Annotated in this window: 27 protein-coding genes; 2 read left to right on the top strand and 25 right to left on the bottom strand. The window is 59.7% G+C overall.

Going from position 1 to position 25,627, the window contains the following annotated elements; genetic code table 11:
* Positions 1-24 precede the first annotated feature (24 nt).
* The 18 genes from bamB to trmJ all read right to left on the bottom strand — a co-directional run bounded on the left by bamB (position 25) and on the right by trmJ (position 15,106).
* Positions 25-1,176: an outer membrane protein assembly factor BamB gene (gene bamB, locus FX982_RS12305; protein WP_122535029.1), complete on the bottom strand. Its 1,152-nt coding sequence runs from the start codon at positions 1,174-1,176 to the stop codon at positions 25-27.
* Positions 1,169-1,810, bottom strand: a complete 642-nt coding sequence (locus tag FX982_RS12300) for a tetratricopeptide repeat protein (RefSeq protein WP_172610838.1) — start codon at positions 1,808-1,810, stop codon at positions 1,169-1,171. Before FX982_RS12300 ends, bamB begins: the two co-directional genes overlap by 8 nt.
* Positions 1,811-1,848: 38 nt before the next feature.
* Positions 1,849-3,138, bottom strand: coding sequence for a histidine--tRNA ligase (hisS, locus tag FX982_RS12295; protein ID WP_122623406.1), 1,290 nt, complete (start codon positions 3,136-3,138; stop codon positions 1,849-1,851).
* Positions 3,139-3,159: 21 nt separating this feature from the next.
* Positions 3,160-4,269: a flavodoxin-dependent (E)-4-hydroxy-3-methylbut-2-enyl-diphosphate synthase gene (ispG, locus tag FX982_RS12290; protein ID WP_065990008.1), complete on the bottom strand. Its 1,110-nt coding sequence runs from the start codon at positions 4,267-4,269 to the stop codon at positions 3,160-3,162.
* A gap of 3 nt (positions 4,270-4,272) precedes the next feature.
* The gene (locus tag FX982_RS12285) at positions 4,273-5,307 is read right to left on the bottom strand and encodes a RodZ domain-containing protein (protein ID WP_172610837.1); all 1,035 of its coding nucleotides are present in this window, start codon (positions 5,305-5,307) and stop codon (positions 4,273-4,275) included.
* Positions 5,307-6,065, bottom strand: coding sequence for a type IV pilus biogenesis/stability protein PilW (gene pilW, locus FX982_RS12280; RefSeq protein ID WP_122535025.1), 759 nt, complete (start codon positions 6,063-6,065; stop codon positions 5,307-5,309). The genes FX982_RS12285 and pilW overlap by 1 nt, the downstream gene beginning before the upstream one ends.
* 26 nt (positions 6,066-6,091) lie before the next feature.
* Entirely contained in the window at positions 6,092-7,240 is a 1,149-nt protein-coding gene (rlmN, locus tag FX982_RS12275; RefSeq protein WP_172610835.1) for a 23S rRNA (adenine(2503)-C(2))-methyltransferase RlmN, read from the bottom strand.
* A 27-nt stretch (positions 7,241-7,267) separates the two neighbouring features.
* On the bottom strand, positions 7,268-7,693 hold the full coding sequence (gene ndk, locus FX982_RS12270; protein WP_007916882.1) for a nucleoside-diphosphate kinase: 426 nt from the start codon (positions 7,691-7,693) through the stop codon (positions 7,268-7,270).
* A gap of 90 nt (positions 7,694-7,783) precedes the next feature.
* The gene (gene iscX, locus FX982_RS12265; RefSeq protein WP_172610833.1) at positions 7,784-7,984 is read right to left on the bottom strand and encodes a Fe-S cluster assembly protein IscX; all 201 of its coding nucleotides are present in this window, start codon (positions 7,982-7,984) and stop codon (positions 7,784-7,786) included.
* A gap of 13 nt (positions 7,985-7,997) precedes the next feature.
* Entirely contained in the window at positions 7,998-8,339 is a 342-nt protein-coding gene (fdx, locus tag FX982_RS12260; protein ID WP_065990018.1) for an ISC system 2Fe-2S type ferredoxin, read from the bottom strand.
* A 3-nt stretch (positions 8,340-8,342) separates the two neighbouring features.
* Entirely contained in the window at positions 8,343-10,205 is a 1,863-nt protein-coding gene (gene hscA / locus FX982_RS12255; protein WP_172610832.1) for a Fe-S protein assembly chaperone HscA, read from the bottom strand.
* A 48-nt stretch (positions 10,206-10,253) separates the two neighbouring features.
* Positions 10,254-10,772: a co-chaperone HscB gene (gene hscB, locus FX982_RS12250; RefSeq protein ID WP_172610830.1), complete on the bottom strand. Its 519-nt coding sequence runs from the start codon at positions 10,770-10,772 to the stop codon at positions 10,254-10,256.
* A gap of 8 nt (positions 10,773-10,780) precedes the next feature.
* Positions 10,781-11,104 (bottom strand): iron-sulfur cluster assembly protein IscA, encoded by a 324-nt coding sequence (gene iscA, locus FX982_RS12245; protein WP_065990022.1) that lies wholly within the window; start codon positions 11,102-11,104, stop codon positions 10,781-10,783.
* Positions 11,105-11,155: 51 nt separating this feature from the next.
* The gene (gene iscU / locus FX982_RS12240; RefSeq protein ID WP_062383507.1) at positions 11,156-11,542 is read right to left on the bottom strand and encodes a Fe-S cluster assembly scaffold IscU; all 387 of its coding nucleotides are present in this window, start codon (positions 11,540-11,542) and stop codon (positions 11,156-11,158) included.
* A gap of 89 nt (positions 11,543-11,631) precedes the next feature.
* Positions 11,632-12,846: an IscS subfamily cysteine desulfurase gene (locus FX982_RS12235; protein WP_172610828.1), complete on the bottom strand. Its 1,215-nt coding sequence runs from the start codon at positions 12,844-12,846 to the stop codon at positions 11,632-11,634.
* Positions 12,847-12,890: 44 nt separating this feature from the next.
* Entirely contained in the window at positions 12,891-13,382 is a 492-nt protein-coding gene (iscR, locus tag FX982_RS12230) for a Fe-S cluster assembly transcriptional regulator IscR (RefSeq protein ID WP_172610826.1), read from the bottom strand.
* A gap of 168 nt (positions 13,383-13,550) precedes the next feature.
* Positions 13,551-14,333, bottom strand: coding sequence for a serine O-acetyltransferase (gene cysE / locus FX982_RS12225; RefSeq protein WP_172610818.1), 783 nt, complete (start codon positions 14,331-14,333; stop codon positions 13,551-13,553).
* The gene (gene trmJ / locus FX982_RS12220; RefSeq protein WP_122623401.1) at positions 14,333-15,106 is read right to left on the bottom strand and encodes a tRNA (cytosine(32)/uridine(32)-2'-O)-methyltransferase TrmJ; all 774 of its coding nucleotides are present in this window, start codon (positions 15,104-15,106) and stop codon (positions 14,333-14,335) included. Before trmJ ends, cysE begins: the two co-directional genes overlap by 1 nt.
* A gap of 235 nt (positions 15,107-15,341) precedes the next feature.
* Between trmJ and suhB the strand changes: the two genes are divergently transcribed.
* Positions 15,342-16,157 (top strand): type III secretion system regulator SuhB, encoded by an 816-nt coding sequence (gene suhB, locus FX982_RS12215; protein WP_065990032.1) that lies wholly within the window; start codon positions 15,342-15,344, stop codon positions 16,155-16,157.
* 42 nt (positions 16,158-16,199) lie between these two features.
* Here the strand turns inward: suhB and FX982_RS12210 are convergent, their stop codons facing one another.
* On the bottom strand, positions 16,200-17,129 hold the full coding sequence (locus FX982_RS12210) for a LysR substrate-binding domain-containing protein (protein ID WP_172610817.1): 930 nt from the start codon (positions 17,127-17,129) through the stop codon (positions 16,200-16,202).
* Between the two features lie 129 nt (positions 17,130-17,258).
* On the opposite strand from FX982_RS12210, the gene FX982_RS12205 reads away from it, so the two are divergent.
* Positions 17,259-18,503 carry a cation:dicarboxylate symporter family transporter gene (locus FX982_RS12205; RefSeq protein ID WP_172610816.1) on the top strand — a complete coding sequence of 415 codons (1,245 nt, stop codon included), beginning with the start codon at positions 17,259-17,261 and terminating at the stop codon, positions 18,501-18,503.
* A gap of 77 nt (positions 18,504-18,580) precedes the next feature.
* Here the strand turns inward: FX982_RS12205 and FX982_RS12200 are convergent, their stop codons facing one another.
* The 6 genes from FX982_RS12200 to yajC form a co-directional block, all read right to left on the bottom strand.
* Positions 18,581-20,179, bottom strand: coding sequence for an argininosuccinate lyase (locus FX982_RS12200; RefSeq protein ID WP_172610815.1), 1,599 nt, complete (start codon positions 20,177-20,179; stop codon positions 18,581-18,583).
* Positions 20,180-20,245: 66 nt separating this feature from the next.
* Complete coding sequence (locus FX982_RS12195) at positions 20,246-21,487, bottom strand: OprD family porin (protein WP_172610814.1); 1,242 nt, start codon at positions 21,485-21,487, stop codon at positions 20,246-20,248.
* A 250-nt stretch (positions 21,488-21,737) separates the two neighbouring features.
* Positions 21,738-22,283: a glycine zipper 2TM domain-containing protein gene (locus tag FX982_RS12190; protein WP_172610813.1), complete on the bottom strand. Its 546-nt coding sequence runs from the start codon at positions 22,281-22,283 to the stop codon at positions 21,738-21,740.
* 118 nt (positions 22,284-22,401) lie between these two features.
* Entirely contained in the window at positions 22,402-23,313 is a 912-nt protein-coding gene (gene secF / locus FX982_RS12185) for a protein translocase subunit SecF (protein ID WP_172610812.1), read from the bottom strand.
* A 9-nt stretch (positions 23,314-23,322) separates the two neighbouring features.
* Positions 23,323-25,191, bottom strand: coding sequence for a protein translocase subunit SecD (gene secD, locus FX982_RS12180; RefSeq protein WP_122535015.1), 1,869 nt, complete (start codon positions 25,189-25,191; stop codon positions 23,323-23,325).
* A gap of 62 nt (positions 25,192-25,253) precedes the next feature.
* On the bottom strand, positions 25,254-25,592 hold the full coding sequence (gene yajC, locus FX982_RS12175) for a preprotein translocase subunit YajC (protein WP_037012510.1): 339 nt from the start codon (positions 25,590-25,592) through the stop codon (positions 25,254-25,256).
* Between the last annotated feature and the right edge of the window lie 35 nt (positions 25,593-25,627).

Below are 25,627 nucleotides of genomic sequence, written 5' to 3'. Positions count from 1 at the left end.
GACCTCCTCAAGCATAGACAGCCACTACTTGATCGTCAGCGCTTCCAGCTTGCCGCTGTTGCCGAAGACGTAAATGGTGCTGCCGGAGACCAGCGGGCGTGCACGCAGGCCATCGCTGTCAATCTTTTCACGGGCGACGAAATGGCCGTCGACCTGGCTCAGCAGGTGCAGATAGCCTTCCATGTCACCCACCGCGACGTAGCTGGAGAACACTTCCGGCGCGCCGAGTTGACGACGGGCCAGCGAGTCGTTGCTCCACAGACCGGTGGACGAGCGCTCATCGATGCCTTCCACGGTGCCGTTGGCCAGCGAAACGTAAACGCTGCCGAAGCCCTGCGCCACACCCGAATAGCTCGATGCATCACGCTGCCACAGCACGCGACCGCTCTGCAGTTCCAGACCGGCTACGCGGCCCTGATAGGTCGCGACATACAGCGTGTTGCCGGAAAGCAGCAAGCCGCCGTCAATGTCGACCACACGATCAAGCTCGGAGCGACCTGTCGGAACGGCAACGCGCTGCTCCCAGGCCGGGACGCCGTTGTTGATATCCAGCGCCACGACCTTACCGGTCGACAGCCCGGCAATGGCCAGCGAATTGGTGGCAATCGGTGCGCCGGTGCCACGAAGTGTCAGAACCGCAGGACTGCTCTCGTAGATCCAGCGCTGATCGCCAGTGATGGCGTCATAACCGATAACCCGGTCGTCCTGAGTCTGGGCAACCACGACACTGCCGTTGGTGGCCGGAGCGGACAGCACTTCGCTGGTTGCCTTGGATTTCCACTTCTGCTCGCCGGTGGCCTCGTCGAGGACGATGACTTCGCCGCGCAACGTGCCCAGCATGACCAGACCGAAACCTACACCGACGGCGCCGGAGACCGGTTGCTCAAGCTCTTTTTTCCAGACCACGTCACCGTTGCTGCGATTGATCGCCATGACCAGACCGTTCGCGTCGGCAGCGTAAATGTTCTCGCCGTCGATGGCCGGGACCAGCATGTTGTATATATCGCCCTGACCGTCACCGACGGAGCGGCTCCACAACTTCTGCAGGGTCACTTCTTCCTTGAAGTCGACGAGCTCTGCCGGAGGCAGCTCTTTTTTGCTGTTGCTGCTGCAACCCGCGGCCAGAATGGCCAGAGCCAGCAATGCTGCATGTTTCCAACGAATCACGTCACGCATCCCCTTTCGCCAGATCGTCGAGCTTCATTTGCAGACCGCCAACAGCCGCTTCTTCAGAAAGCGCCGCCTTGGCCTTTTTGTATGCAGCATAGGCATCATCGGTACGACCCAGCTGCACCAGCAGGTCACCACGGAGCTCTTCACGGCTGGCCGCGAACGACGTGTCGGCCTGACCGTCGAGCAACTTCAGCGCATCTTCAGCCTTGTTCTGTGCGGCAAGCACGCGAGCCAGACGCTGACGGGCGATCTCACCCAGAGTCGTATTGGCCGGCTTGTCGGCCACGGATTTCAGCTCGTTCGCAGCGTCATCCAGCTTGCCCGTGTCTACGGCCACCTTGGCCACGAACAGGCTGCCGTACTGAGCGTACGCGGTGCCGCCGAACTCGCTCTTGAGCTTGCCGGCGATCTCGGCCACACGGCCTGCATCAGCCTGGCCGCTAGGCGTCAGTGCGGTTTCCAGCAATTGCTGATATAGCGCCGAACCACCCTGTGCCTGGTTGTTCTGATAGCGCTGCCAGCCTTGCCAGCCCAACACCACGATCACCGCCAGCAGGCCGCCGGTCACCAGAGGCTTGCCGTTACGCTGCCACCAGTCCTTTACGGCAACCAGCTCATCATCATCGGTACTCGACACCCCAATACTCCTATTCGCTAAATCGGCTTTTGTCTGCTTCAACCCTGCGAGATGCAGGTGGCCAGGTGCTCGGACAGAGCATCCCAGGCAATATTTTGTTGTTCGCCCTGACCACGCAGCGGCTTGACGCCCACTTCCTTGCGCGCCAGCTCTTCATCGCCAAGGATCAGCGCGTACAGTGCGCCGCTCTTGTCGGCCTTCTTGAACTGGCTCTTGAAGCTGCCAGCCCCGGCATTGACATGCAGGCGCAGGTTCGGCGCCTGATCGCGCAAACGCTCGGACAAGGTCAGCGCTGCCAGCTCGGCGGCCTCGCCAAAGGCGCAGACGTAAACGTCGACCGTACGGGCGATGTCTTCGGGCACCTGCTCCAGGGTTTCCAGCAGCAGCACCAGACGTTCAATGCCCATGGCAAAGCCCACGCCTGATGTCGGCTTGCCGCCCATCTGCTCGACCAGACCGTCGTAACGGCCGCCCGCGCAGACAGTGCCCTGAGCGCCGAGTTGGTCAGTGACCCACTCGAATACGGTTTTGCTGTAGTAATCCAGGCCGCGAACCAGCTTCGGGTTGATCACGTAAGGAATGCCCGCCGCGTCGAGACGCGCCTTCAGGCCTTCGAAGTGAACCCGGGATTCGTCGTCCAGGTAATCGGCCAGCTTGGGTGCATCGACCAGCACAGCCTGGGTTTCAGGGTGTTTGGTATCGAGCACACGCAGCGGGTTGGTCTTCAGGCGGCGCTGGCTGTCTTCGTCCAGTTGCTCGTGACGCGCAGAGAGATACTCGACCAGCGCTTCACGATAACGGCCGCGGGCTTCACTGGTGCCCAGGCTGTTGAGTTCCAGTTTGACGGCATTGCGGATACCCAGCAGGCCCCACAGGCGCCAGGTCAGGACGATCAGCTCGGCGTCGATGTCCGGACCATCGAGGTTGAACACCTCGACACCGATCTGGTGAAACTGACGATAACGGCCTTTTTGCGGACGCTCGTGGCGGAACATCGGGCCGATGTACCACAGCTTCTGCACCTGACCGCCGCCGGTGATGCCGTGTTCGAGGACCGCACGAACGCAGGCCGCTGTGCCTTCAGGGCGCAGGGTCAGCGAATCGCCATTGCGGTCGGCGAAGGTGTACATCTCTTTTTCGACGATGTCGGTGACTTCGCCGATGGAGCGTTTGAACAGGTCGGTGAACTCGACGATCGGCATGCGGATCTGGCGATAACCGTAGTTATCCAGCAAACGCGATACGGTGCCTTCGAAGTAGCGCCACAGCGGCGTTTGATCCGGCAGGATGTCGTTCATGCCACGAATGGCTTGCAGAGACTTACTCACAAATATTCCTTGGAAACTGGGTTAGCCGCGCGCGATCAGCGCTGCGTCGGCCTCGACCTTTTCGGCCGCTCTCTGACGGATCAAGCGTTCAAGCTGTTCCACCAGATTGTCATTTGTCAGCTTTTGCGCCGGCTTGCCATCGATGTAGATCAGGTTCGGCGTGCCACCGGTCAGACCAACGTGGGCTTCCTTTGCCTCGCCGGGACCGTTTACCACGCAGCCGATCACCGCAACATCCAGCGGGACCAGCAAATCTTCAAGGCGCCCTTCCAGCTCGTTCATGGTTTTAACCACATCGAAATTCTGCCGCGAGCAGCTCGGGCAGGCGATGAAGTTGATGCCACGGGAACGCAGGCGCAGCGACTTGAGGATGTCGTAACCGACCTTCACTTCTTCCACCGGATCGGCAGCCAGAGAAATCCGAATGGTATCGCCGATTCCTTCGGCCAGCAGCATACCTAGGCCGACGGCCGATTTCACTGTGCCTGAGCGCAAACCGCCCGCTTCAGTGATACCCAGGTGCAACGGCTGGATGATTTGTTTGGCCAGGAGGCGATAAGCCTCGACCGCCATGAACACATCGGAGGCCTTGACGCTGACCTTGAAGTCCTGGAAATCCAGACGGTCCAGATGCTCGACGTGGCGCAGTGCTGACTCGACCAAAGCCGCCGGCGTTGGCTCGCCGTACTTCTTTTGCAGGTCCTTTTCCAGCGAACCGGCGTTGACGCCGATACGGATAGGAATGCCGCGATCACGGGCCGCCTCCACCACCGCGCGGACACGGTCTTCGCGGCCGATGTTGCCCGGATTGATCCGCAGGCAATCGACGCCTAGCTCGGCAACGCGCAGGGCGATTCGGTAATCGAAATGGATGTCAGCGACCAGGGGGACCTTGACCAGCTGCTTGATACGGCCGAAAGCCTCGGCAGCGTCCATGTCCGGTACCGAGACGCGAACGATGTCCACACCAGCGGCTTCCAGACGGTTGATCTGGGCCACGGTGGCCGCGACGTCATTGGTGTCGCTGTTGGTCATGCTCTGCACTGCGATCGGGGCATCGCCACCGACCGGCACCGAGCCGACCCAGATTTTACGAGATTCGCGACGTTTGATCGGAGATTCGCCGTGCATGACTTATTGCCCTAGCTTCAGGCGAGCAGTTTCGCCACTGGTGAAAGGTGCCACATCAACCGGCTGACCGTTGTAGCTCACTTGCGCGCCACGAGCGAAGCCCAGGCGCAGGGTCAGCGGCGGCTTGCCATTGACGTCCAGGCTGTCGCCTTTTTTCTTGAGCCCGCTCATCAGCACTTTGCCGTTGCCATCGGTGACCTGGGTCCAGCAATCATTCACAAACTGAACCTGCACGCGGCCAGCACCTACCGGTACAGGCGCGGCGTCAGCGGTTGCGCTCGGCGCGCTGTTGACGGGCGCGGTTGTCGCAGGCGTTGGCGCTACGGTTGTGACCGGCGCTGTTGGCGTCGACGCGGTATGCGCAGGCGTTACCGGAGCGGTGGTAGATGTGCTATGGGGAACAACAGCGCCTGCAACCGTGCCCGTGGTGGTGGTTGCACTGCTGGATGCAGCGGGCGCTTCAGGCGCGGACGCCGGCTCGGCGTTATTCAACGGCAGCGCGGTCTGGCCTTGAGCGACAGCTTGATCTTCCGGCTCGTCAAGCGGATGGATCTGGGTGGTGCCGTCAGCACTTTCGACTTCGACGTGTTCCATGCCCAGATTGGTCGGCTCCTTGCCGCGCAGCGTGGCTTGATCCTGCCACCACACGAAGCCGCCGCCGATCAATGCGATGAGCAGCAACAGGCTGACGATGCGCAGAATGTTGTGAGACAGGCGCACCGGCTCTTCGATTCGGCCCAGCGCATGAACGCTACTGCCCTTGCCGTCAGTGCCGGTGTACTGATCGAACGCACTGACCAATGCCGCTTGATCAAGGTCCAGCAGCTTGGCGTAGGCGCGTACATAGCCGCGGGCAAAGGTATGGCCGGGGAGCTTGTCAAAATCGCCCGCTTCCAGATGAGTCAGGGACGCCACGGTGAGGTTAAGCCTCAACGCCACATCTGGCAGCGACCAGTTCTTGCTCTCGCGGGCCTGACGCAATGTTTCGCCTGGGTTCGTGCGAGTGGCTGCTACAACTTCGGGATGCGCCGCTTTCATCATTGCTCCGACAGGTATTGCTGATATTCCGGCGTACCGGGATAGAGTCTTTTTAGAAGCAACCCGTAACTGGCCGCCTTGTTGCGATCATCAAACACCTTCGCCAGCCGCGTACCGAGCAACAGGCTCCGCGCATTCTGCTCGCTCAACTGGCTGAAACGCTCGTAGTAATCGCGCGCTGGCACATAATGCCTGTCTTCGTACGACAACTCAGCCATTTCCAGCAACGCGCGTGGCTGCTGACGATCGAGACGCAGCGCCTTGTCGAAATGCTCACGGGCGGTTACGCGATCGCCCAGCATCACCGCGGTCATGCCGAGATTCTCGAAAACCCGGGCGCGCTCTGCGTAGAGGTTATCCTCGGCGGCCTGCTCGAAGCGCTCGTAGGCTTCCTTGTAACGCTTCTGCTGGTAGAGAAAGCTGCCGTAGTTGTTGAGGATCCGCGCGTCTTTGGAACGTGCCGACAACGCTTTCTCGTAATACTGGTTCGCCAGCTCCGGTTCCATCTCGGCTTGAAACACCAGAGCCAGCGCGGCATTGGCGTCTGCGTCGGAGCCATTGAGCTCAAGCGCTTTTTTCAGAGGTGCCTTCGCACGCTCCATCTGGCCCTGCTGAAGATAGCCCAATCCCAACTGCACATAAGCCTGACGAGCCTCGTCACGTCCCTTGCTGGTACTCAGCGGATCGACGTTGCCGGTGGACACACAACCAACCAGCAGCGTGGCAAAACAGAGCAGCAGCGCAACGCGCAGGAGCATAGAGATCCTCTCAGTCAAATTCGCATTCAATTGCGAGCGGAAGCGACCTGCACCACCTCGGCATCGGCACTGAGCTCCCGCACGGCAATATAACGCTCGCTGCGACGGGTGCGGTCCATGACCTGCCCGACCAACTGGCCGCAGGCAGCATCGATGTCCTCACCGCGCGTGGTGCGCACGGTGACGTTGAAACCGGCTTGATGCAGGAGATCCTGGAAACGACGGATCGCATTATTGCTGGGGCGCTCATAGCCCGAATGCGGAAACGGGTTGAACGGGATCAGGTTGACCTTGCACGGCGTATCCTTGAGCAGCTCGATCATCTCGACCGCGTGCTCAGGCCTGTCGTTGATGTCCTTGAGCAGCGTGTACTCGATGGTCAGCACACGCTTCTCGCCCAACGCAGCCATGTAGTTGCGGCAGGACTCGAGGAGCATCTTCAAGGGGTACTTTTTATTGATCGGCACCAACTGGTTTCGCAGCGCGTCGTTGGGCGCGTGCAGCGAAAGGGCCAGCGAGACGTCGATGTGCTTGGACAGCTCATCGATCATTGGCACCACGCCGGAGGTGGACAGCGTCACCCGGCGCTTGGAAATGCCATACCCCAGGTCATCCATCATCAGATGCATGGCGGCAATGACATTGTCGAAGTTCAGCAATGGCTCGCCCATCCCCATCATCACCACGTTGGTGATGGCACGGTCGACGGTAGCCGGGACACTGCCGAAAGATTTGTTGGCAATCCACACCTGACCGATGACTTCGGCGGCGGTGAGGTTGCTGTTGAAGCCTTGTTTGCCGGTGGAGCAGAAACTGCAATCCAGCGCACAGCCCGCCTGGGACGAGACACATAGCGTGCCGCGTTTGCCTTGCGGAATGTAAACGGTCTCGACGCAGCTGCCGGACTCGACACGAACGACCCATTTACGGGTGCCGTCGGTGGAGATGTCCTCGCTGACGACTTCAGGACCGCGAATTTCGGCACGGCTCTGCAGCTTTTCGCGCAGGGCCTTGCCGACGTTCGTCATGGCATCGAAGTTATCGACGCCAAAGTGGTGAATCCACTTCATGACCTGACCGGCACGGAAGCGCTTCTCCCCGATAGACTCGAAGAATTTTTCCATTTCCAGCCGGGTCAGACCCAACAGGTTGATTTTGCCAGTTGATTCAGTCATGGATTCACCCTCACTCGCAGCAATAGCTTAGCGAGTGGTTACCTCGGTAGCAGCGAAGAAGTACGAGATTTCACGAGCAGCAGCGGCTTCGGAGTCGGAGCCGTGAACAGCGTTGGCGTCGATGGAATCAGCGAAGTCAGCACGGATGGTGCCGGCAGCTGCTTCTTTAGGGTTGGTAGCGCCCATCAGCTCGCGGTTCAGAGCGATAGCGTTTTCGCCTTCCAGAACCTGTACGACAACCGGGCCGGAGATCATGAATGCAACCAGATCACCGAAGAAACCACGGGCGCTGTGCTCAGCGTAGAAACCTTCTGCTTCGGCCTTGGACAGTTGCTTCAGTTTCGAAGCGACAACGCGCAGACCGGCTTTTTCGAAACGGGTGGTGATTTCGCCGATGACGTTTTTGGCAACAGCATCAGGCTTGATGATCGAGAAAGTACGTTGAACAGCCATGGTGTAACTCCAGAAGCAGTGATTATTGCGAAAAATTAAACCCGCGAATTATACGCGGGTTTGATGTTATTGCCTAACGTGCAAATCTGATCAGTCGATTTCGTCGGCCCAGAGCGTCTGCACCGCCTCGAGCACTTTCTCGCCGACGCGGCCAGAAGTGTCGTCGAAATCAGGCAGTTGCTTGATCATCAATTGCAGCCTGGTAAACCCTACCGAATAAGGGTCGACGCCGGGGTGGGTCTCGGCGAGTTCTTCAGCGATGCGTTGTACGTCATTCCAACCGTAACTCATGACAGCTTCTCGATCAGTGCGGCGCTTCGGCAGCGTGGTTAAGCGAATATTTCGGGATTTCGACGGTCAGGTCTTCGGTGCCGACCTTGGCCTGGCAGGCCAGACGGGACTGAGCTTCCAGACCCCACGCACGATCAAGATAGTCCTCTTCCAGCTCGTCCGCTTCTTCGAGGGAGTTGAACCCCGCACGAATGATGCAGTGGCAGGTGGTGCAGGCGCAGACGCCGCCGCACGCGCTTTCGATCTCGATGTGGTGATCGTGGGCGAGCTCCAGAATCGACTTGCCGACTTCAGCCTCGACAACCATTCCGTCCGGGCAATGCTCGGCGTGTGGCAGAAATGTAACCTGCGGCATCAGTTATTCCTCAATCTCATTCAGGTTGCGCCCTGACAGCGCGGCTTTCACCGTCGAGTCCAGGCGGCGGGCGGCGAACGCATCAGTCACCTGCGACAGACGTTTGGTCTGCAGCTCGATGGCCGGGCCGTCATTGCCCTTCATCAATTCACGTAGCTCTTCCATCTGCAGGTCGATGACCATGCGCTCTTCGGCGTCGAGCAAGCGATCGCCATCGGCCTGCAACGCGCCTTCAACGGCTTCGAGCAAACGCTGGGCGTCGACCTGCTGTTCACGCAACGCGCGAGCCACCATGTCGTCACCGGCGTACTGGAAGGAGTCCTTGAGCATGCGGGTGATTTCACCGTCAGTCAGCCCATACGAAGGCTTGACCTGAATGCTCGACTCAACGCCGGATGCCAGCTCGCGGGCGGACACGCTGAGCAGGCCATCGGCGTCGACCTGGAAGGTCACGCGGATTTTCGCGGCGCCGGCGACCATCGCGGGAATGCCACGCAGGTCAAAACGCGCCAGTGAACGGCAGTCGCTGATCAATTCACGCTCGCCTTGCAGCACGTGAATCATCATGGCCGACTGGCCGTCTTTGTAAGTGGTGAATTCCTGGGCGCGGGCCACCGGGATCGTGGTGTTGCGCGGAATGACCTTCTCCATCAGGCCACCCATGGTCTCCAGCCCCAGGGACAACGGGATCACGTCGAGCAGCAGCAGCTCACCGCCATCGCGCTTGTTGCCTGCCAGCGTATCGGCCTGGATCGCAGCGCCGATGGCGACTACCTGATCCGGGTCGATCTCGGTCAACGGTTGACGGCCAAAGAGTTCGGCCACCGCTTCGCGAACTCGCGGCACACGGGTGGAGCCGCCCACCATGACCACGGCTTCGACTTCATCCAGCTCAATGCCGCAATCACGAACGGCGCGACGGCAGGCTTTAAGGCTGCGGGCGATCATTGGCTCAATGAGGGCATCGAATGCGGCGCGGGTCAGTACACCCTGCCAGTCGCCATGGACGACATCGACCGAATCGGCGTCAGTCAGGGATTCTTTCGCCGCGCATGCCGTCTGCATCAGACGGCGCTGGGCAGCCGGGTCGAGATCGTCGGACAGACCGGCTTCAGCAATGATCCAGGTCGCGATGGCGTGGTCGAAATCATCACCGCCCAGCGCGCTGTCGCCACCGGTCGCCATGACTTCAAATACGCCGCCGGTCAGGCGCAGAATCGAGATATCGAAGGTGCCGCCACCCAGATCGTAAATAGCAACCACACCTTCGGCGTTTTGATCCAGCCCGTACGCCACGGCAGCCGCCGTGGGCTCGTTAAGCAGGCGAAGAACGGTAAGGCCCGCCAGCTTTGCGGCGTCTTTGGTGGCCTGACGCTGGGCGTCATCGAAATAAGCGGGAACGGTGATGACCGCGCCGACCAGCTCGCCACCCAGGGTTTCCTCAGCACGCTGACGCAGCACCTTGAGGATGTCAGCCGACACTTCAACCGGGCTCTTCGGGCCCTGCACGGTTTCAATGAACGGCATGTGGGACTCGCCGCCGGTGAAGCGGTAAGGCAACTGCCCACCCAAATGCTTCACATCGGAGATCCCGCGACCCATGAGGCGTTTGACGGAAATGATGGTGTTCAGCGGATCGGTCGCCGCAGCGTCCTTCGCCGACTGGCCCACTTCGACGCGCTCGGCGTGATAGCGAACGGCAGACGGCAGGATGACCTGGCCGCCTGCGTCGGGAAGCGGCTCACTGATGCCGCTGCGCAGGGCAGCCACCAGCGAATTGGTGGTGCCGAGGTCAATCCCGACAGCCAGGCGACGCTGATGAGGTTTTGGAGCTTGGCCGGGTTCGGCGATCTGCAGTAGAGCCATTGCTTTTCTGATATCACTGGCGTGCCGCCCCAGAAGGACGGCGCGGGGTTAATCGTCGAGGCGCTCTTCGAGCTGGCGCACTTCGTAGGAGAGTTTGTCGAGGAACTGCATGCGACGCATCAGCCTTTCGGCCTGCTCTCGCTGTGCAGCATCGTCCCAACAAGCCGCGAAGCTTTCGTTCAGTTCTTCCTGGGCAACCTTGAGCCGGCGCTTGAATACCGCGACACCCGCCAGATCCGCGTCGTCCTGAAGATCTTCGAGCTCTTCGCGCCATTGCATCTGCTGCATCAGAAACTCGGGATCCTGGACGGTGACCTCCAGCGGAACTTCGCCCTTCAGCGCCAGCAGGTAACGCGCCCTTTTAGGCGCATTCTTCAGCGTTTGGTAGGCGTCGTTCAGACTGGCAGAGCGCTCCAGCGCAACCCTTTGCTCCGCCTCGGGGGCGTCGGCAAAACGGTCGGGGTGCACGCTCCGTGCGAGCTCACGGTAACGCGTCGCCAGCAGGTCGAGATCCAGATTGAAGCCCGGCTGCAGGTCGAATAAAGCAAAGTGACAAGGAGTACCCACAATAAGCCTCAGACGTTGAAGCTTTCGCCGCAGCCACATTCACCGCGCGAGTTGGGATTGTTGAACTTGAAGCCTTCGTTCAACCCTTCCTTGACGAAATCGAGCTCGGTGCCGTCAAGATAGACCAGGCTTTTGGGATCGATGATCACCTTGACGCCGTGGTACTCGAACACCGTGTCTTCGCTTTCAGGCTCATCGACGAACTCGAGCACGTACGCAAGGCCTGAACAACCGGTCGTGCGAACGCCCAGACGAATGCCGTCACCCTTGCCGCGCCCATCGAGGGAGCGACGCACATGGTTGGCGGCTGCTTCGGTCATGCTGATAGCCATCGGAACTCCTTACCTCACGCAAGTTACTTAACGCAGCGGAACATGCTCTGTTTAGAGCAGGCCTTTCTTCTGCTTGTAGTCGCGAACGGCCGCCTTGATGGCGTCTTCAGCGAGTACGGAGCAGTGGATTTTCACTGGCGGCAGGGCCAGTTCTTCGGCCAGCTGAGTGTTCTTGATGGTCTCTGCTTCATCCAGAGTCTTGCCTTTCATCCACTCGGTGGCCAGGGAGCTCGACGCGATGGCAGAGCCGCAGCCGTAGGTCTTGAACTTGGCGTCTTCGATGATGCCCTGCTCGTTGACTTTGATCTGCAGACGCATGACGTCGCCGCACGCCGGCGCGCCGACCATGCCGGTGCCGACATCAGGGTCCTCCGCATTCATCTTGCCGACGTTGCGGGGATTTTCGTAGTGGTCGATGACCTTTTCGCTGTAAGCCATGGTGCAATCCTCATCAGATACAACACGTCGCTCTCACGACACTTGGAAAACCCGGTTTTCAAAGTGCCGCATGAAATGGCGACTTTGAATTAGTGCGCCGCCCACTCGATCTTAGAGATGTCGACGCCGTCTTTGAACATGTCCCACAGCGGCGACAAGGCGCGCAGCTTGGTGACAGCCTCGCAGACTTTCTGCGCGGCGTAGTCGATCTCTTCTTCAGTGGTGAAGCGACCGAAGGTGAAACGGATCGAGCTGTGTGCCAGCTCATCGTTACGACCCAGGGCGCGCAGCACGTAGGAAGGTTCGAGCGAAGCCGAGGTGCATGCGGAGCCGGACGATACCGCCAGATCCTTGAGCGCCATGATCAGCGACTCGCCTTCCACATAGTTGAAGCTCAGGTTGAGATTGTGCGGCACACGGGCAGTCATGCTGCCGTTGACGTACAACTCTTCCAGATGCGCAACCTGCTGATAGAAGCGATCACTCAAGGCTTTGATGCGAACGTTCTCGGCAGCCATGTCTTCCTTGGCAACGCGGAACGCTTCGCCCATGCCGACGATCTGGTGCGTTGCCAGCGTACCGGAACGCATGCCACGCTCGTGACCGCCACCGTGCATTTCGGCTTCGATGCGGACACGTGGCTTGCGGCTGACCCACAGTGCGCCAATGCCTTTAGGACCGTAGGTCTTGTGGGCCGAGAACGACATCAGATCAACTTTGAGGTTGGCGAGGTCGATTTCAACCTTGCCGGTGGCCTGCGCTGCGTCGACGTGGAAGAGCACACCGCGGGAACGGGTCATCTCGCCAATCGCTGCGATGTCGTTGACCGTACCGATCTCGTTGTTGACGTGCATGATCGAGACCAGAACGGTGTCGTCGCGCAGGACAGCTTCGATCATGGCCGGAGTGATCAGGCCATCTTCGGTCGGCTCGAGGTAGGTGACTTCAAAGCCTTCACGCTCAAGCTGACGCATGGTGTCGAGCACGGCTTTGTGTTCGATTTTGCTGGTGATCAGGTGCTTGCCTTTGGAGGCATAGAAATGCGCAGCGCCCTTGATCGCGAGGTTGTTGGACTCGGTGGCACCGGAAGTCCAGACGATTTCGCGCGGGTCGGCGTTGACCAGATCGGCGACCTGACGACGCGCGTTCTCTACCGCCTCTTCAGCCTTCCAGCCAAAGACGTGGGAGCGCGACGCCGGGTTACCGAAGTTGCCATCCACCAGCAAGCAGTCGCTCATTTTCTGCGCAACACGCGGATCGACCGGGGTGGTTGCGGAATAATCGAGGTAAATCGGCAATCTCATTGAATATCTCCTATCGGGCAGGCGCGCCGCGCGTTCATCTGCGTTCACTCAACGGCGGATGTTTCAATCTTGTCCAGTGGCTGCGTCTTGCTACCGCAACGGCGCAGATCCTGACGTTGGGCGACTTCTTGCACTTCACGGCGAGTGACGAGGTCGGCCAGGCTGATACCGCTTAGAAATTCGTGAATCTGCTGACTGAGGTCGCACCACAAGTGGTGGGTCAGACAGGTGTCGCCAGCATGGCAATCACCGAGCCCCTGGCAGCGCGTCGCGTCAACCGATTCGTTGACCGCGTCAATCACCTGCGCCACCTGAATGCCCTGCATGTCGCGGGACAACTGATAACCGCCGCCGGGACCGCGTACGCTGGAAACAAGGTTGCCGCGGCGCAGCTTGGCGAACAGTTGCTCGAGGTAGGAAAGGGAAATCCCTTGCCGCTCGGAGATATCGGCCAGGGACACTGGCCCATGCTGCGCATGCAATGCCAGATCAAGCATGGCAGTGACAGCGTATCGGCCTTTTGTAGTCAGTCGCATGACGTGTACCGCGGAGGTTCGGAATGAGGGCGAGTATGCTATTCCCGAGTATTTAAGTCAACTATAAGACCTAGTGGAACAGTCGGGATTACCCGCAAAATCGCGGCCGCATCATAGCAAAACGCGGCGGGGATTGGCACATGTGCCGCCTGCAACCGCGCCGCTGCTTCATTTCCGGGGAGCATCAGCCTGGCAAGGCTCTTTCATGCAGTCGAAGACTTCCTGACGCAACTCCGGCAATTCCTTCTCGCGATATTCACCGCCCAGGCTCTTCAATGCCTTGCCCATGTCTTCCACACGAACGTCCATCGCTTGCAGGTGATCGAGCAATTGCCCGATCGCGCGCGCCACTGGATCAGGCATGTCCTCGCTGACGCCATAGGCATCGAAGCCGAGCTTTTCGGCGATCGCCTTGCGCTTGGCTTCGGCTTCATCGTCAGACTTGACGATGATTCGTCCGGGAATGCCCACCACCGTCGCACCCGCCGGCACGGGCTTGGTCACCACCGCGTTGGAACCGACCTTCGCCCCGGCACCCACTGTGAATGGCCCGAGTACCTTCGCACCCGCGCCCACCACAACACCGGACTCCAGAGTCGGATGGCGTTTACCCTTGTTCCAACTTGTGCCGCCCAGCGTCACGCCTTGGTAAAGGGTCACGTCATCGCCGATCTCGGCGGTCTCGCCGATGACGATGCCCATACCGTGATCGATGAAAAAACGCCGGCCGACTTTAGCGCCGGGATGGATTTCAATGCCGGTCAACCAGCGACCGAAGTTGGAAACCATGCGCGCTGGCCACTTCAGGTCGTTGCGCCACAGCCAGCCGGACAGCCGATGCAGCCAGATCGCGTGCATGCCGGGATAGCAGGTGAGCACTTCAAAGGCATTTCGTGCCGCCGGGTCACGATGGAACACGCTTTGGATGTCTTCCCGCAGACGCTCGAACATCACTGATCCTTCCGCTTGTAGGGTTCGCCGTTGGCCGCTTTCTGGGTCTCGGTGAGGATGCCGCGCAAGATGCTCATCTCGGATCGATTGACCGCAGAGCGCCCGTACAAACGACGCAGCCGGGCCATCAGATGGCGCGGCTTCTCGGGATCAAGGAAGCCGATGGTGACCAGCGTGGACTGAAGATGCTCATAGAATTTCTCCATCTCATCCATGGTCGCCAGCTCGGTACTGCGCACCGAGTTGACCTCGAACTTCTCCACCTTGCTTGCCTGCCCGTCCGCCGCGAGCCAGGCCATGCGGGTTTCGTAACTCAACACCTGCACGGCGGCAGCCAGATTCAACGAACTGAATTCCGGGTCCGAAGGAATGTGCACGTGGTAATGGCAGCGCTGCAGCTCTTCATTGGTGAGGCCGGCGTATTCACGGCCGAACACCAGTGCGATCTCTTCGCCCAGCGCGGCGTGCTCCACGGTCTTGACGCCCGCTTCGCGAGGGTCGAGCAGCGGCCAGGGAATGCGGCGATCCCGGGCGCTGGTGCCCAATACCAGGTTGCAGCCTACCAACGCATCTTCCAGCGTCGCCACGACCTGCGCGCCTTCCAGGATGTCGCCCGCGCCAGACGCCCGTGCATCGGCTTCATGGTGGGGAAACATGGCGGGATCAACCAGCACCAGACGGGAAAGGCCCATGTTTTTCATGGCACGCGCGGCGCCACCGATATTTCCGGGATGACTGGTACCGACCAGGACGACACGAATATTTTGCAGCACTGGTGAAGTCTCGCTAGCAGGTGAAAAGGGGGGCGAATGTTACAGAAGCGCTTCCATCGGCGCCACGAACCTTGCGCCTCACGCACGGGATGCGCCACTAAAAGGTGACAGGGCACCGCTGACCTGCGCACGCCAAGCCGACCGGACGCGCGGCAAAGTCTGCACTCGCGCTGGAAATCATCCAAGAGAACCAATAGAATGGCCGGCTCTCTTTAACGACCTAGGTGATCCATCCATGCAGCCCATGCTGAATATCGCGCTGCGCGCCGCCCGCAGCGCCAGCGAATTGATTTTCCGCTCCATCGAGCGCCTGGATACCATCAAGGTCGACGAAAAAGACGCGAAAGATTACGTAACCGAAATCGATCGCGCCGCCGAGCAGAGCATCATCACTGCATTGCGCAAGGCGTATCCAACCCACGGCATCCTTGGCGAAGAAAGCGGCCTGCATGAAGGCAGCGGCGAAGGCACCGACTACCTCTGGATCATCGATCCGCTCGACGGCACCACCAACTTCGTGCGTGGCGTTCCTCACTTCGCCGTCAGCATCGCGTGCAAATACCGCGGTCGCCTGGAACACGCCGTTGTTCTGGACCCGGTCCGTCAGGAAGAATTCACCGCCAGCCGCGGTCGGGGCGCTGCCCTGAACGGCCGTCGTCTGCGCGTCAGCCCGCGCAAGAGCCTTGAAGGCGCACTGCTCGGCACAGGTTTCCCGTTCCGTGAGAACCAACTCGACAACCTCGACAACTACATGAACATGTTCCGTTCGCTGGTAGGCCAGACTGCGGGCATCCGTCGCGCCGGCGCCGCGAGCCTGGACCTGGCTTACGTGGCTGCGGGCCGTTTCGATGCGTTCTGGGAATCGGGTCTGTCGGAGTGGGACATGGCCGCAGGCGCCCTGCTGATTCAGGAAGCAGGCGGTCTGGTCAGTGACTTCAACGGCGGTCACGACTTCCTTGAAAAGGGCCACATCGTTGCGGGCAACACCAAATGCTTCAAAGCGGTGCTGACCTCGATCGCTCCGTTTGTGCCGACGTCGCTGAAGCGTTAAGCCAAGCGGACTGTACAAAAAACCGGCCATGTGCCGGTTTTTTTATTGCGTAATTCTCCGCCCGCTCAGCTCTTGCGACAGGGCAACGAAGTTGCGCAGCGGCGGCTGTGGATTAAAGCTTGGGCATACCAGCGTTATTGGTGCGTGCAACCGAGGCTTTGCGTCAGCGATCCGGCAATACACTACGCTTTCCTTGTGCACATCGCGCATCGACCCCGGCACGATAGAGATGCCCGCGCCCGCGGCGACAAGGCTGACGTTGGTGAGCATACGCTCAACCTCAAAGGCGACCTTCGGATTGAAACCGGCGTTCAAACAGGCCTTGATCAGGTTGGCGTACATCCCGGGGGCACCCGGACGACGGACCAGGATGAATTGCTCTTCGGCCAGATCGAGGAGCGAAATAACAGGCGGCCCCTGGTCTGCCTGATGCCCGGTCAACAAGCGATGCCCTACCGGTAACGTCAGCAGCATCTCTTCGTTCAGCAGCCGGTAAAAAGCGATGCTTTGATGTCGGCTGACGGGCGCCCGCAAAATGCCGACGTCAACGCTGCCATCAATGGCTGACTCGGTCAGCTGCTGCGCGCTGCCCTCCCTCAGTGAAACCGCCACGCCAGGGAAACGCTCACGGTAAGCACGAATGATCCGGGGAATCAGCGGATGGGCAGCGGCCGAGCTGGTGAAACCGATGGTCAGGTGCCCCTCGATGCCGTGGGCGGCGCGCGAAGCCTTGAGCGAACCTTCCTTGACCCTCGCCAGAATGTCCTGCGCCTCTTGCAGGAAAACCTGCCCGCCTGCGGTGAGATCCACCCCTTTGGGATGGCGCTTGAACAGCTCGAAACCCAGCTCGTCCTCCAGCGCCCGGATCTGCTGGCTCAGCGGCGGCTGCTGCATATTCAGGCGTGCTGCGGCGCGGGTGAAATGTCGTTCCTCAGCCACCATGACGAAATAGCGCAGATGACGAAGCTCCATGATGGTCTATCTCGCTACGGGGTTTATGATTGCCGTCGATCTACGCGACGTTGGCCAGCAAGCGTGCCCAATCGCCAAACCACTGGCAAGGCGCGCTCATAACAATAAACATGCCCACTCCGGAACCCGATGCCTCTCAGGCTTCTGCGCAGCACAACTCTGCATCTTCTTGTCGCCATCCTCAGTGGCGCGCTGCTTGGCGCCCTCAATCCGCCGCTCGCGGTAGAGATGAAACCGTTGAGCGACGGCTTCATTCGCGTTATTGGCTGGCTGATGCCATTTATGATGTTTCTGCTGATCGCATCCGGCGTCGCGGGTTTGCGCCTCGGACAACGGGGGCTGGCAGCCAGGCTATTGGTCTATTTTCAAGCCATGGCGCTGTTGTCGCTGTCCCTGGCATGCGTGATCGCCGGCTTGATGCAACCCGGCAGCCACGCGGCGTCGGAGGCTTCCTGGCTGCCGAACAGTCTGGATAGACTGCGCGCCTCTTCGACAACCCTCTCATGGACAGGGATTGGCGCCACCCTTGCCGACGCACTCATGCACAATCCCGTCTTGCAAATCATGCTCGCAGGCCTGCTGACCGGAGCATGGATAGCGCACGCCCGCGGCGATACACGGGCGGACGCGCTGCGACTCCTGCTGGAACGAATCGTCGAGCAGCTCTTCAGGTGCCTGAGGCTGATACTGCGCTTCGCTCCCCTCGCCGCTTTCGGCGCCATTGCTTTTACCATCGGCAAGTTCGGGCTCGGTTCAGCGTTGCCGCTGCTCAAGTTTGTCGCGGTCATGTACCTGGCCTGTGGCGCGTTCGTTCTACTGGTACTCGCGCCGATAGCGCGGGCCTCGGGGACTTCGCTGTGTTCACTGGTGCTGCACCTGAAGGATGACTTGCTGCTGGTGACTTTCACGGGTTCTTCGGTAGCGGCGCTTCCCGGCCTGATCGAAAAGATGCAGGGCCTGGGGTGTGAGCGGCAGTTGAGCCGCCTGGTGTTGACCACCGGTTATACCTTCAACCTCGCCGGTTCGAATATCTACCTGATCACAGCCGTGCTTTTTCTGGCTCAGATGTCGGGCATCGACCTGACGGCGGCGAACTGGATGACCTTGCTGCTGATTTCAATGGTGACCTGCCTGGGGTCGACCAGCATGGCGGGGTCGGCATTTTTTACGTTGATTGCCACCCTGAATCTGTTCCACATGGTGCCCGTGGAGAGTGTCGGTTTGCTGTTGGGGGTGGAGCGACTGATGAAGTGCCGCGTGCTGACCAACGTGTTGGGGAATTGCGTGGCCTGCCTCGCCATCGCACGGTGGCAAAACACATCGCGGGTTGATTCAGCCCCTACGGCGATTCACGGCGAAGCACCGCAGGACTGACCTGCTTGCCCAGGCACTGAGATAAACGGCTACAAGCCGGGGCGCAGCAACGATTCCTCGATACGCCCCTTCACCATTCACCCCTTGGATGAAAGCAACTTCTCGAACGCTCGATCCAGGTTTCCTTCGGCCTGGGTCAGCTTTTCGCGGCGCTCACGCAACCATGCCTGGTCCCCATCGAGGGTTTTGTGCGCTTCAGCCAGCATGCGCTTGACCTCCTCCGGCTGCGGACCGCCAGTGCCCTTTCGTGTCTTCACCATGTTCTCCGGCGAGAGTGAAGCGCGGAACGTTGCCTCATCCAGCGGCAAGGTGTTTTGCTTCCACTGATACTTGTCCGCCGCCTGGGTGTAGAGCTTCTGTGCATCGGCGTAGGGGAAGGTCTTCGGAGTAAGCCCTTCACTGCGGGCCTGTTCGACGATCAACGACGCGAAACTATGGCCGATCCGAAAGGGAACCTTCTGCGTGCGTTCCAGCGTGTCGGCCAGCTCCATGGAGGTCGTCCACTCATTCTCCAGCTCTTCCCGCGCTCGCTGGGGATTGACCTGCAGCGCATCGATCACTGCGTCCATTGCCCCAAACATCTCCTTGGTCGAATCGAACACGCCCAGGGAATCGAAAGCGAATTTATAGTCGGTCATGCCGGTAGTAACGTTATGGGCCCGCAGCGTGACCGTCTGCGCCAGTCCCACGACGTCCGACGCCGATTCACGGGCACGCATGAGCAACCCCGGATTGCGCTTCTGCGGCATCGCACTGCTGGTGTAGGTCTTTTCCTCATCCAGTAGCAACCACGGACGAATCTGGTGGTAATGCGTGTGGATATCGCCAATCAGTGCGCCTACCCGGATGGCCGACGAGGACGCGATGCCCACAGCCTCGATCGGGATGTCGTACGTCGACACCTGACTCGAATCCAGTGAGTTCTCCCGCACGCCGTCGAAGCCCAATAGTTCGGCGAGCCGCTCGCGGTTAAGCGGGTAGGCTGAGTTCGCCAGTACTGCCGTGCCCATCGGACTTTGATTCAAGCGCTGGTACAACTCGCGAATGCGCTGTCCGTCACGATCAAACGCCGCTTCGTACGCCAGCAGGTAATGCGCGTAGGTGATCGGCATGGCCTGAACGCCGTTGGTATAGGCCGGAATCAGCGTGTCGATATTCTTGTCGGCGAGATCCAACAAGCGCTTGCGCGTGGCATTCAGCGCTTCGCTGTACGCCAGCACATCGGAGCGCAACTTCGCCAGACGATAAGTGGCCAGCATGTCCTGGCGACTGCGGCCGGAGTGGATAAGCGAGGCCTCGGGCCCGATCTTGTCGGTCATGATTGCTTCAAGCTGCAACACATCGGTGGGCCGCTTGCCATTGGGCTGGTCCGCCTGATCGATGGCGAAGCGCACACCCGTAGCGATCTTCTGACCCATCTCGGGCTTGACGATGCCTTCTTCAGTGAGCATCACGATCGACGCCTTGTTAATCCTGTTCAGCCATGAAAACTGGCTGTCGGTGTTGCTGCCTCGGGCTTTCGATTTTTCAACGGTCGCCCCGATTTTCGCGGCCTGAGCGGCACATTCCTCGGTGGTTTTGCAGGACACCTCGGCGGTGTTGGCTGCGTACGCGCCATAACTGGTGCTCAATACGCAGGCGACGGCCAGATGAAGAAGGGTTTTTGTTGTGGGCATTTCAGGCTCCAGTGCGGCAGTTGCCGAGGGTGCGTTGTCGTGATGAGTGCGGAGGATGCGCAGCGGCTATAGCAGCGGCAGCGTGTAGCTGACGATGACGCGGTTCTGGTCGATGTCGTTGCCGCCATTACTGCGGTAGCTGCCGTTGCGCCACTTCAGTTCGAGGTTCTTCAACGCACCGCTCTGGAATACATAGGCGATGTCGGTGTTGCGCTCCCACTCGGTGCCTTCTCTGGCGCCGCGGGCAAAGTTGTCGCCTTTGAGGTAGCGACTCATGAAGCTCAGGCCGGGCAGTCCGACCGCTGCAAAGTCATAGTCGTATCGCGCCTGCCAGGAACGCTCTTCGGGGTTGGCAAAGTCCGGGGAAATCATGACGTAGTTGACGAGAAACGAGTCGGTTCCGGCCAGGTGGGGAAACCCGGTCTCGCCGTTCATGCGCTGGTACGCAACGCCGAAGCCATGACCACCGACGCTGTAGGTGAACTTCGCGCCAACGGCTGTGTTGTCGATGTTCGTATTGCCGTCCTTGAGCGAACGGGCGTATCGAAGATCGCTCTTGAGCGACTGCGACTCACCAAGCGGGACGCTGTGCAGCAGCGTCACGATGTGCTGCTTGTAGTTGTTTTCCAGACCGCCATAGTTATAGGACGTGGTGAGGCCTTTGCTCCAGTTGTAGCTGGCGCTGGCGAAGTCGAACTTGTCGCTGGGACGACCGCCCTTGATACCCTTGGCCTCGGCCTCGATGTCTTCATGGCCACTGTCGTTGCGCTCGGTATTGCTGGTCAGCCGCCCCACATTGAGCGTCATGTCGGACACGTCTTTTGAGGTCAGCTGGGCGCCACGAAAGGTCTGCGGCAGCAGGCGTCCGTCGTTGGGCAGGACGGTCGGCAGCTTGGGCAACAAGGTGCCCACGCGCAGCACGCTTTTGGCCATCCGCGCTTTTGCGGTCACGCCTGATCGGCCGTAATCGTCGGGCGCCTTGTCGTCACCGACCGGCAGAAGTCCACTGTTGCGGCGGTCAGGTCCGGAGTCCAGTTTCAAACCGAAGAGGCCAATGGCATCCACGCCGAACCCTACCGTGCCATCGGTAAATCCCGACTCATAGTTGAGGATCAGACCTTGCGCCCACTCGTCGCGCTTGGACTGAGGCGCGCCGTCCTGGTGGTAATCGCTGTTGAAATAGAAGTTTCGAAATTCCAGATCCGCTTTGCTGTCTTCAAAAAAGTCAGCTTCGGCGAAACCGGGTAAAGCAAGGCTCAGTCCGAGGGCAGCAGACGTGAGTCCTAGAGACATTGGGCTTTTGTGCATTGTTATATCCCGTTGGGTCCAGCTCGTTTTTATTAGAGTTATTCAGGTGGAATGGCGACTGTAGGAGTCCCCTACCACCGAACGAGCTTACCGGCCGGGAATTTTGATTAAAAATATATAGTTACTACCCACACGAGACTTAATAAGTATGGCTGTGGGTGCGAAGGAACCTCGGCGTCTTCAGTGCGTTTATTCCAGGCAAAAAAACACCCCTGCATGAGGGGCGTTTTTTTGAGCGTTGAATCAGGGCTTACTGGCCGGCCTGGCTCAACTCCAGCTGACCGTCCTTGTTAACAGGGATCTGGCTGCCTGGATCACGATCCATACGCACCTGCCCGACTTTGTCGTTGAGCTTGTACTTCACGTTGTAGCCAACCACCTTGTCGCTGATGTCGTTGACAGTGTTGCAGCGCGACTCGGTGGTTGTGTAGGTGTCGCGGTTCTGCATGCCTTCCTGAACCTTGTTACCGGCGTAACCACCACCCACCGCACCGGCGACCGTGGCGATCTTCTTACCATTACCGCCACCCACCTGGTTGCCGAGCAGGCCACCCGCTACGGCACCGATGACACTCCCCACGATCTGATGCTCGTCCTTCACCGGGGCGCGGTGAGTGACGGCAACGTCCTTGCAGACTTGGCGCGGGGTTTTGATTTGTTCTTTCACAGGCTCGACGGCAAGTACGTCTGCGTACTCTGGGCCGCTTTGTTTTACGAGGCTATAGGTGGCCAAAGCACCACCGGCGGTTACACCGACAGCACCCAATACTGCACCAATAAGCAACGACTTGTTCACGTGAACCTCCTGACGATATTCAGCGCGATTGCTCGCGCTACTCCCAGCCTTGGAGCATAAAAAAAGGCGCGAGTTCACACTCGCGCCTTTTTAGGTGATGGCCGGTTACCAGTATCGGTTACGGACGGTCATCCACCTTGTCGACGGTGACCGGTGGCAGCAAGTCTTCGCTACGCAGGTTCAGCCAGATCAGCACCACGTTGGCGATGTAGATCGACGAGTACGTACCCGCCAGCACCCCGATGAACAGCGCCACCGAGAACCCGTGCAGGCTATCGCCGCCGAAGATCCACAGCGCGACGATCGCCAGCAAGGTGGAGATCGAGGTGGCCATGGTCCGCAGCAGCGTCTGCGTGGTGGAGATGTTGATGTTCTCGATCAGCGAAGCCTTGCGCAGCAGACGGAAGTTCTCGCGAACCCGGTCGAATACCACGATGGTGTCGTTGAGCGAGTAACCGATGATCGCCAGCACTGCAGCCAGTACAGTCAGATCGAAGGTCACCTGGAAGAACGACAGGATACCCATCGTCACCACCACGTCGTGTATCAGCGAGACGATGGCACCCACTGCGAACTTCCACTGGAAGCGGAAGGCCAGGTAAATGAGAACGCCGCCCAGCGCCAGCAGCATGCCGAGGCCGCCCTGGTCGCGAAGCTCTTCACCCACTTGCGGACCGACGAACTCGACGCGCTTGACGGTCACCGGATTATCGGCACCTGTCTTGCGCAGCGCGTCGGCAACCTGTGTGCCCAGCTGCGGGTCTTCACCCGGCATGCGAACGAGCAGATCAGTCGTCGCACCAAAGCTTTGCACAACCGCTTCGGTGTAACCCGACGCAACCAGCTCTTCGCGCACTTTGTGCAGATCGGCCGGACGCTCGTAGGTCAGCTCGATCAGCGTGCCGCCAGTGAAATCCAGACCGAAGTTCAGCCCTTTATAGAACCAGCTGAACAACGCCAGAACGGTAAGGAGCATGGTAATGGCGAACGCAATGTTGCGAACGCCCATGAAGTTGATCGTACGTTTCATGGCAGCCCCTTAAATCCACAACTTCTTGAAGTCACGACCGCCAAAGATCAGGTTGACCATTGCGCGGGTCACCATGATGGCTGTGAACATCGAGGTAAAGATCCCGAGGGACATGGTGACCGCAAACCCCTTCACCGGGCCTGTGCCCATCGCGAAGAGGATGCCGCCGACCAGCAGCGTCGTCAGGTTGGCGTCGAGGATCGCGGTATACGCGCGGTCGAAGCCCTCATTGATTGCACGCTGGACCGTCATGCCGTTGGCAATCTCTTCACGAATCCGCGAGAAGATCAGCACGTTCGCATCGACCGCCATACCCATCGTCAAGACGATACCGGCGATGCCCGGCAGGGTCAGCGTTGCACCCAGCAGCGACATCAGTGCCAGCAGCATGACCATGTTGAAGGCCAGCGCCACCGTCGCGATCAGACCGAAGAAACGGTAGATGGCGAGGATGAACAGCGAGACGAACAGCATGCCCCACAGGGATGCATCGATACCCTTGGTGATGTTGTCGGCACCCAGGCTCGGGCCAATGGTGCGCTCTTCAGCGAAGTACATCGGAGCAGCCAGACCACCGGCACGCAGCAACAGCGCCAGCTCGGAAGACTCACCCGCGCCGTTCAGGCCGGTGATGCGGAATTGAGCACCCAGCGGCGACTGAATGGTCGCCAGGCTGATGATCTTCTTCTCTTCCTTGAACGTCTGGACCGGCACGTCTTTTTCGACGCCGTTGACCATCTGCTTGGTGTAGGTGGTGGTCGGCTTCTGCTCGATGAAGATCACCGCCATGCTGCGACCGACGTTCGCGCGGGTGGCGCGGCTCATCAGATCACCACCATGGCCGTCCAGCTTGATGTTCACCTGAGGACGGCCGTGCTCGTCAAAGCCGGCCTTGGCGTCGGTCACCTGGTCACCGGTGATGATCAGACCACGCTCGACCGGCGCCGCAGGACGACCGCCCTCGCGGAACTCGAACATCTCGGTGGTGGCTTTGTTGTCATCGGGACCTGCGCCCAGACGGAACTCAAGGTTGGCCGTCTTGCCGAGAATACGCTTGGCTTCGGCGGTGTCCTGAACACCTGGCAGCTCAACCACGATGCGGTTGGCACCCTGACGCTGAACCAGCGGCTCGGCAACACCCAGCTCGTTGACCCGGTTACGCACGGTGGTCAGGTTTTGCTTGATCGAGTATTCGCGGATTTCAGCGATCTTGGCTGGCGTCATGGCCAGGCGCAGGATCGGCATTTCGCCGCGATCACTCGTGGTGATATCGAAATCGGTGTAGTCCTTGCGGATCAGCGCACGGGCCTGTTCGCGGGTATCAGCATCGCTGAAGCCCAGCTGGATGGCGCCGTTGTCCTGGGGCAGGCTGCGATAGCGCACTTTTTCCTTGCGCAGCAAGCTCTTCACTTCGCCTTCGTAGACATTCAGACGCGCACTCAGCGCCTTGTCCATGTCGACTTCGAGCAGGAAGTGCACGCCACCGGACAGGTCGAGACCCAGCTTCATCGGCGTAGCGCCAATGCTGCGCAGCCATTTCGGCGTGGTCTGAGCCAGGTTGAGCGCGACGACGTAATCGTCGCCCAGCGCCTTGCGTGCGACATCTTTGGCTGGCAGCTGGTCTTCCTGTTTGGTCAGACGCAACAAACCGCCCTTGCCGTTCTCGGCCAGAGACGCGCCCTTGACCGCGATGCCAGCATCGGTAAGCGCCTTGCTTACGCGATCCAGATCAGCCTGATTGACCTGCAGCGCAGTGCTTGCGCCGGTGACTTGAATAGCCGGGTCATCAGGGTAGAGATTGGGTGCGGAATAAATAAAACCGATCACCAGCACTGCCAGGATCAGGATGTATTTCCACAGAGGGTATTTGTTCAACATCACGCCGCCTGCTTATAACGCGGGGCGCCTTGCGCGCCCCGTCGATTGGTAAAAGACTGGAATCAGATGGCTTTCAGAGTGCCCTTGGGCAGGGTGGCAGCGATTGCGCCCTTCTGGATCTTCAGCTCTACGGTGTCGGAGACTTCGATAACAACGAAGTCATCAGTCACTTTATTGATCTTGCCTGCGATACCGCCGGTAGTGACGACTTCGTCACCCTTCTGCAAGTTGCCCAGCAAGTTCTTTTGCTCTTTGGCGCGCTTGGCCTGTGGACGCCAGATCATCAGGTAGAAGATGACCAGAAAGCCGACCAGGAAAATCCACTCGAAGCCGCCGCCCATAGGGCCTGCAGCGGCAGGGGCAGCCGCATCCGCGAAAGCGGAAGAGATGAAAAAGCTCATTTAACACTCCAGTTGCATATTTTAATAATAGGAAG

This window comes from Pseudomonas graminis (assembly GCF_013201545.1).
Taxonomy (GTDB): Bacteria; Pseudomonadota; Gammaproteobacteria; order Pseudomonadales; family Pseudomonadaceae; genus Aquipseudomonas.
The sequence above is the reverse complement of the archived record's forward strand: the minus strand, read 5'-3'. Positions and strand labels throughout refer to the sequence as shown.

What these genes read in the sequence shown, in the direction of transcription:
- bamB (WP_122535029.1), bottom strand. Translation starts at nt 1,176, where the DNA reads ATGCGTGACGTGATTCGTTGGAAACATGCAGCATTGCTGGCTCTGGCC.
- ispG (WP_065990008.1), bottom strand. Translation starts at nt 4,269, where the DNA reads ATGCACGGCGAATCTCCGATCAAACGTCGCGAATCTCGTAAAATCTGG.
- FX982_RS12285 (WP_172610837.1), bottom strand. Translation starts at nt 5,307, where the DNA reads ATGAAAGCGGCGCATCCCGAAGTTGTAGCAGCCACTCGCACGAACCCA.
- pilW (WP_122535025.1), bottom strand. Translation starts at nt 6,065, where the DNA reads ATGCTCCTGCGCGTTGCGCTGCTGCTCTGTTTTGCCACGCTGCTGGTT.
- rlmN (WP_172610835.1), bottom strand. Translation starts at nt 7,240, where the DNA reads ATGACTGAATCAACTGGCAAAATCAACCTGTTGGGTCTGACCCGGCTG.
- ndk (WP_007916882.1), bottom strand. Translation starts at nt 7,693, where the DNA reads ATGGCTGTTCAACGTACTTTCTCGATCATCAAGCCTGATGCTGTTGCC.
- iscX (WP_172610833.1), bottom strand. Translation starts at nt 7,984, where the DNA reads ATGAGTTACGGTTGGAATGACGTACAACGCATCGCTGAAGAACTCGCC.
- fdx (WP_065990018.1), bottom strand. Translation starts at nt 8,339, where the DNA reads ATGCCGCAGGTTACATTTCTGCCACACGCCGAGCATTGCCCGGACGGA.
- hscA (WP_172610832.1), bottom strand. Translation starts at nt 10,205, where the DNA reads ATGGCTCTACTGCAGATCGCCGAACCCGGCCAAGCTCCAAAACCTCAT.
- iscA (WP_065990022.1), bottom strand. Translation starts at nt 11,104, where the DNA reads ATGGCTATCAGCATGACCGAAGCAGCCGCCAACCATGTGCGTCGCTCC.
- iscU (WP_062383507.1), bottom strand. Translation starts at nt 11,542, where the DNA reads ATGGCTTACAGCGAAAAGGTCATCGACCACTACGAAAATCCCCGCAAC.
- FX982_RS12235 (WP_172610828.1), bottom strand. Translation starts at nt 12,846, where the DNA reads ATGAGATTGCCGATTTACCTCGATTATTCCGCAACCACCCCGGTCGAT.
- iscR (WP_172610826.1), bottom strand. Translation starts at nt 13,382, where the DNA reads ATGCGACTGACTACAAAAGGCCGATACGCTGTCACTGCCATGCTTGAT.
- cysE (WP_172610818.1), bottom strand. Translation starts at nt 14,333, where the DNA reads ATGTTCGAGCGTCTGCGGGAAGACATCCAAAGCGTGTTCCATCGTGAC.
- suhB (WP_065990032.1), top strand. Translation starts at nt 15,342, where the DNA reads ATGCAGCCCATGCTGAATATCGCGCTGCGCGCCGCCCGCAGCGCCAGC.
- FX982_RS12210 (WP_172610817.1), bottom strand. Translation starts at nt 17,129, where the DNA reads ATGGAGCTTCGTCATCTGCGCTATTTCGTCATGGTGGCTGAGGAACGA.
- FX982_RS12205 (WP_172610816.1), top strand. Translation starts at nt 17,259, where the DNA reads ATGCCTCTCAGGCTTCTGCGCAGCACAACTCTGCATCTTCTTGTCGCC.
- FX982_RS12200 (WP_172610815.1), bottom strand. Translation starts at nt 20,179, where the DNA reads ATGCCCACAACAAAAACCCTTCTTCATCTGGCCGTCGCCTGCGTATTG.
- FX982_RS12195 (WP_172610814.1), bottom strand. Translation starts at nt 21,487, where the DNA reads ATGCACAAAAGCCCAATGTCTCTAGGACTCACGTCTGCTGCCCTCGGA.
- secF (WP_172610812.1), bottom strand. Translation starts at nt 23,313, where the DNA reads ATGAAACGTACGATCAACTTCATGGGCGTTCGCAACATTGCGTTCGCC.
- secD (WP_122535015.1), bottom strand. Translation starts at nt 25,191, where the DNA reads ATGTTGAACAAATACCCTCTGTGGAAATACATCCTGATCCTGGCAGTG.
- yajC (WP_037012510.1), bottom strand. Translation starts at nt 25,592, where the DNA reads ATGAGCTTTTTCATCTCTTCCGCTTTCGCGGATGCGGCTGCCCCTGCC.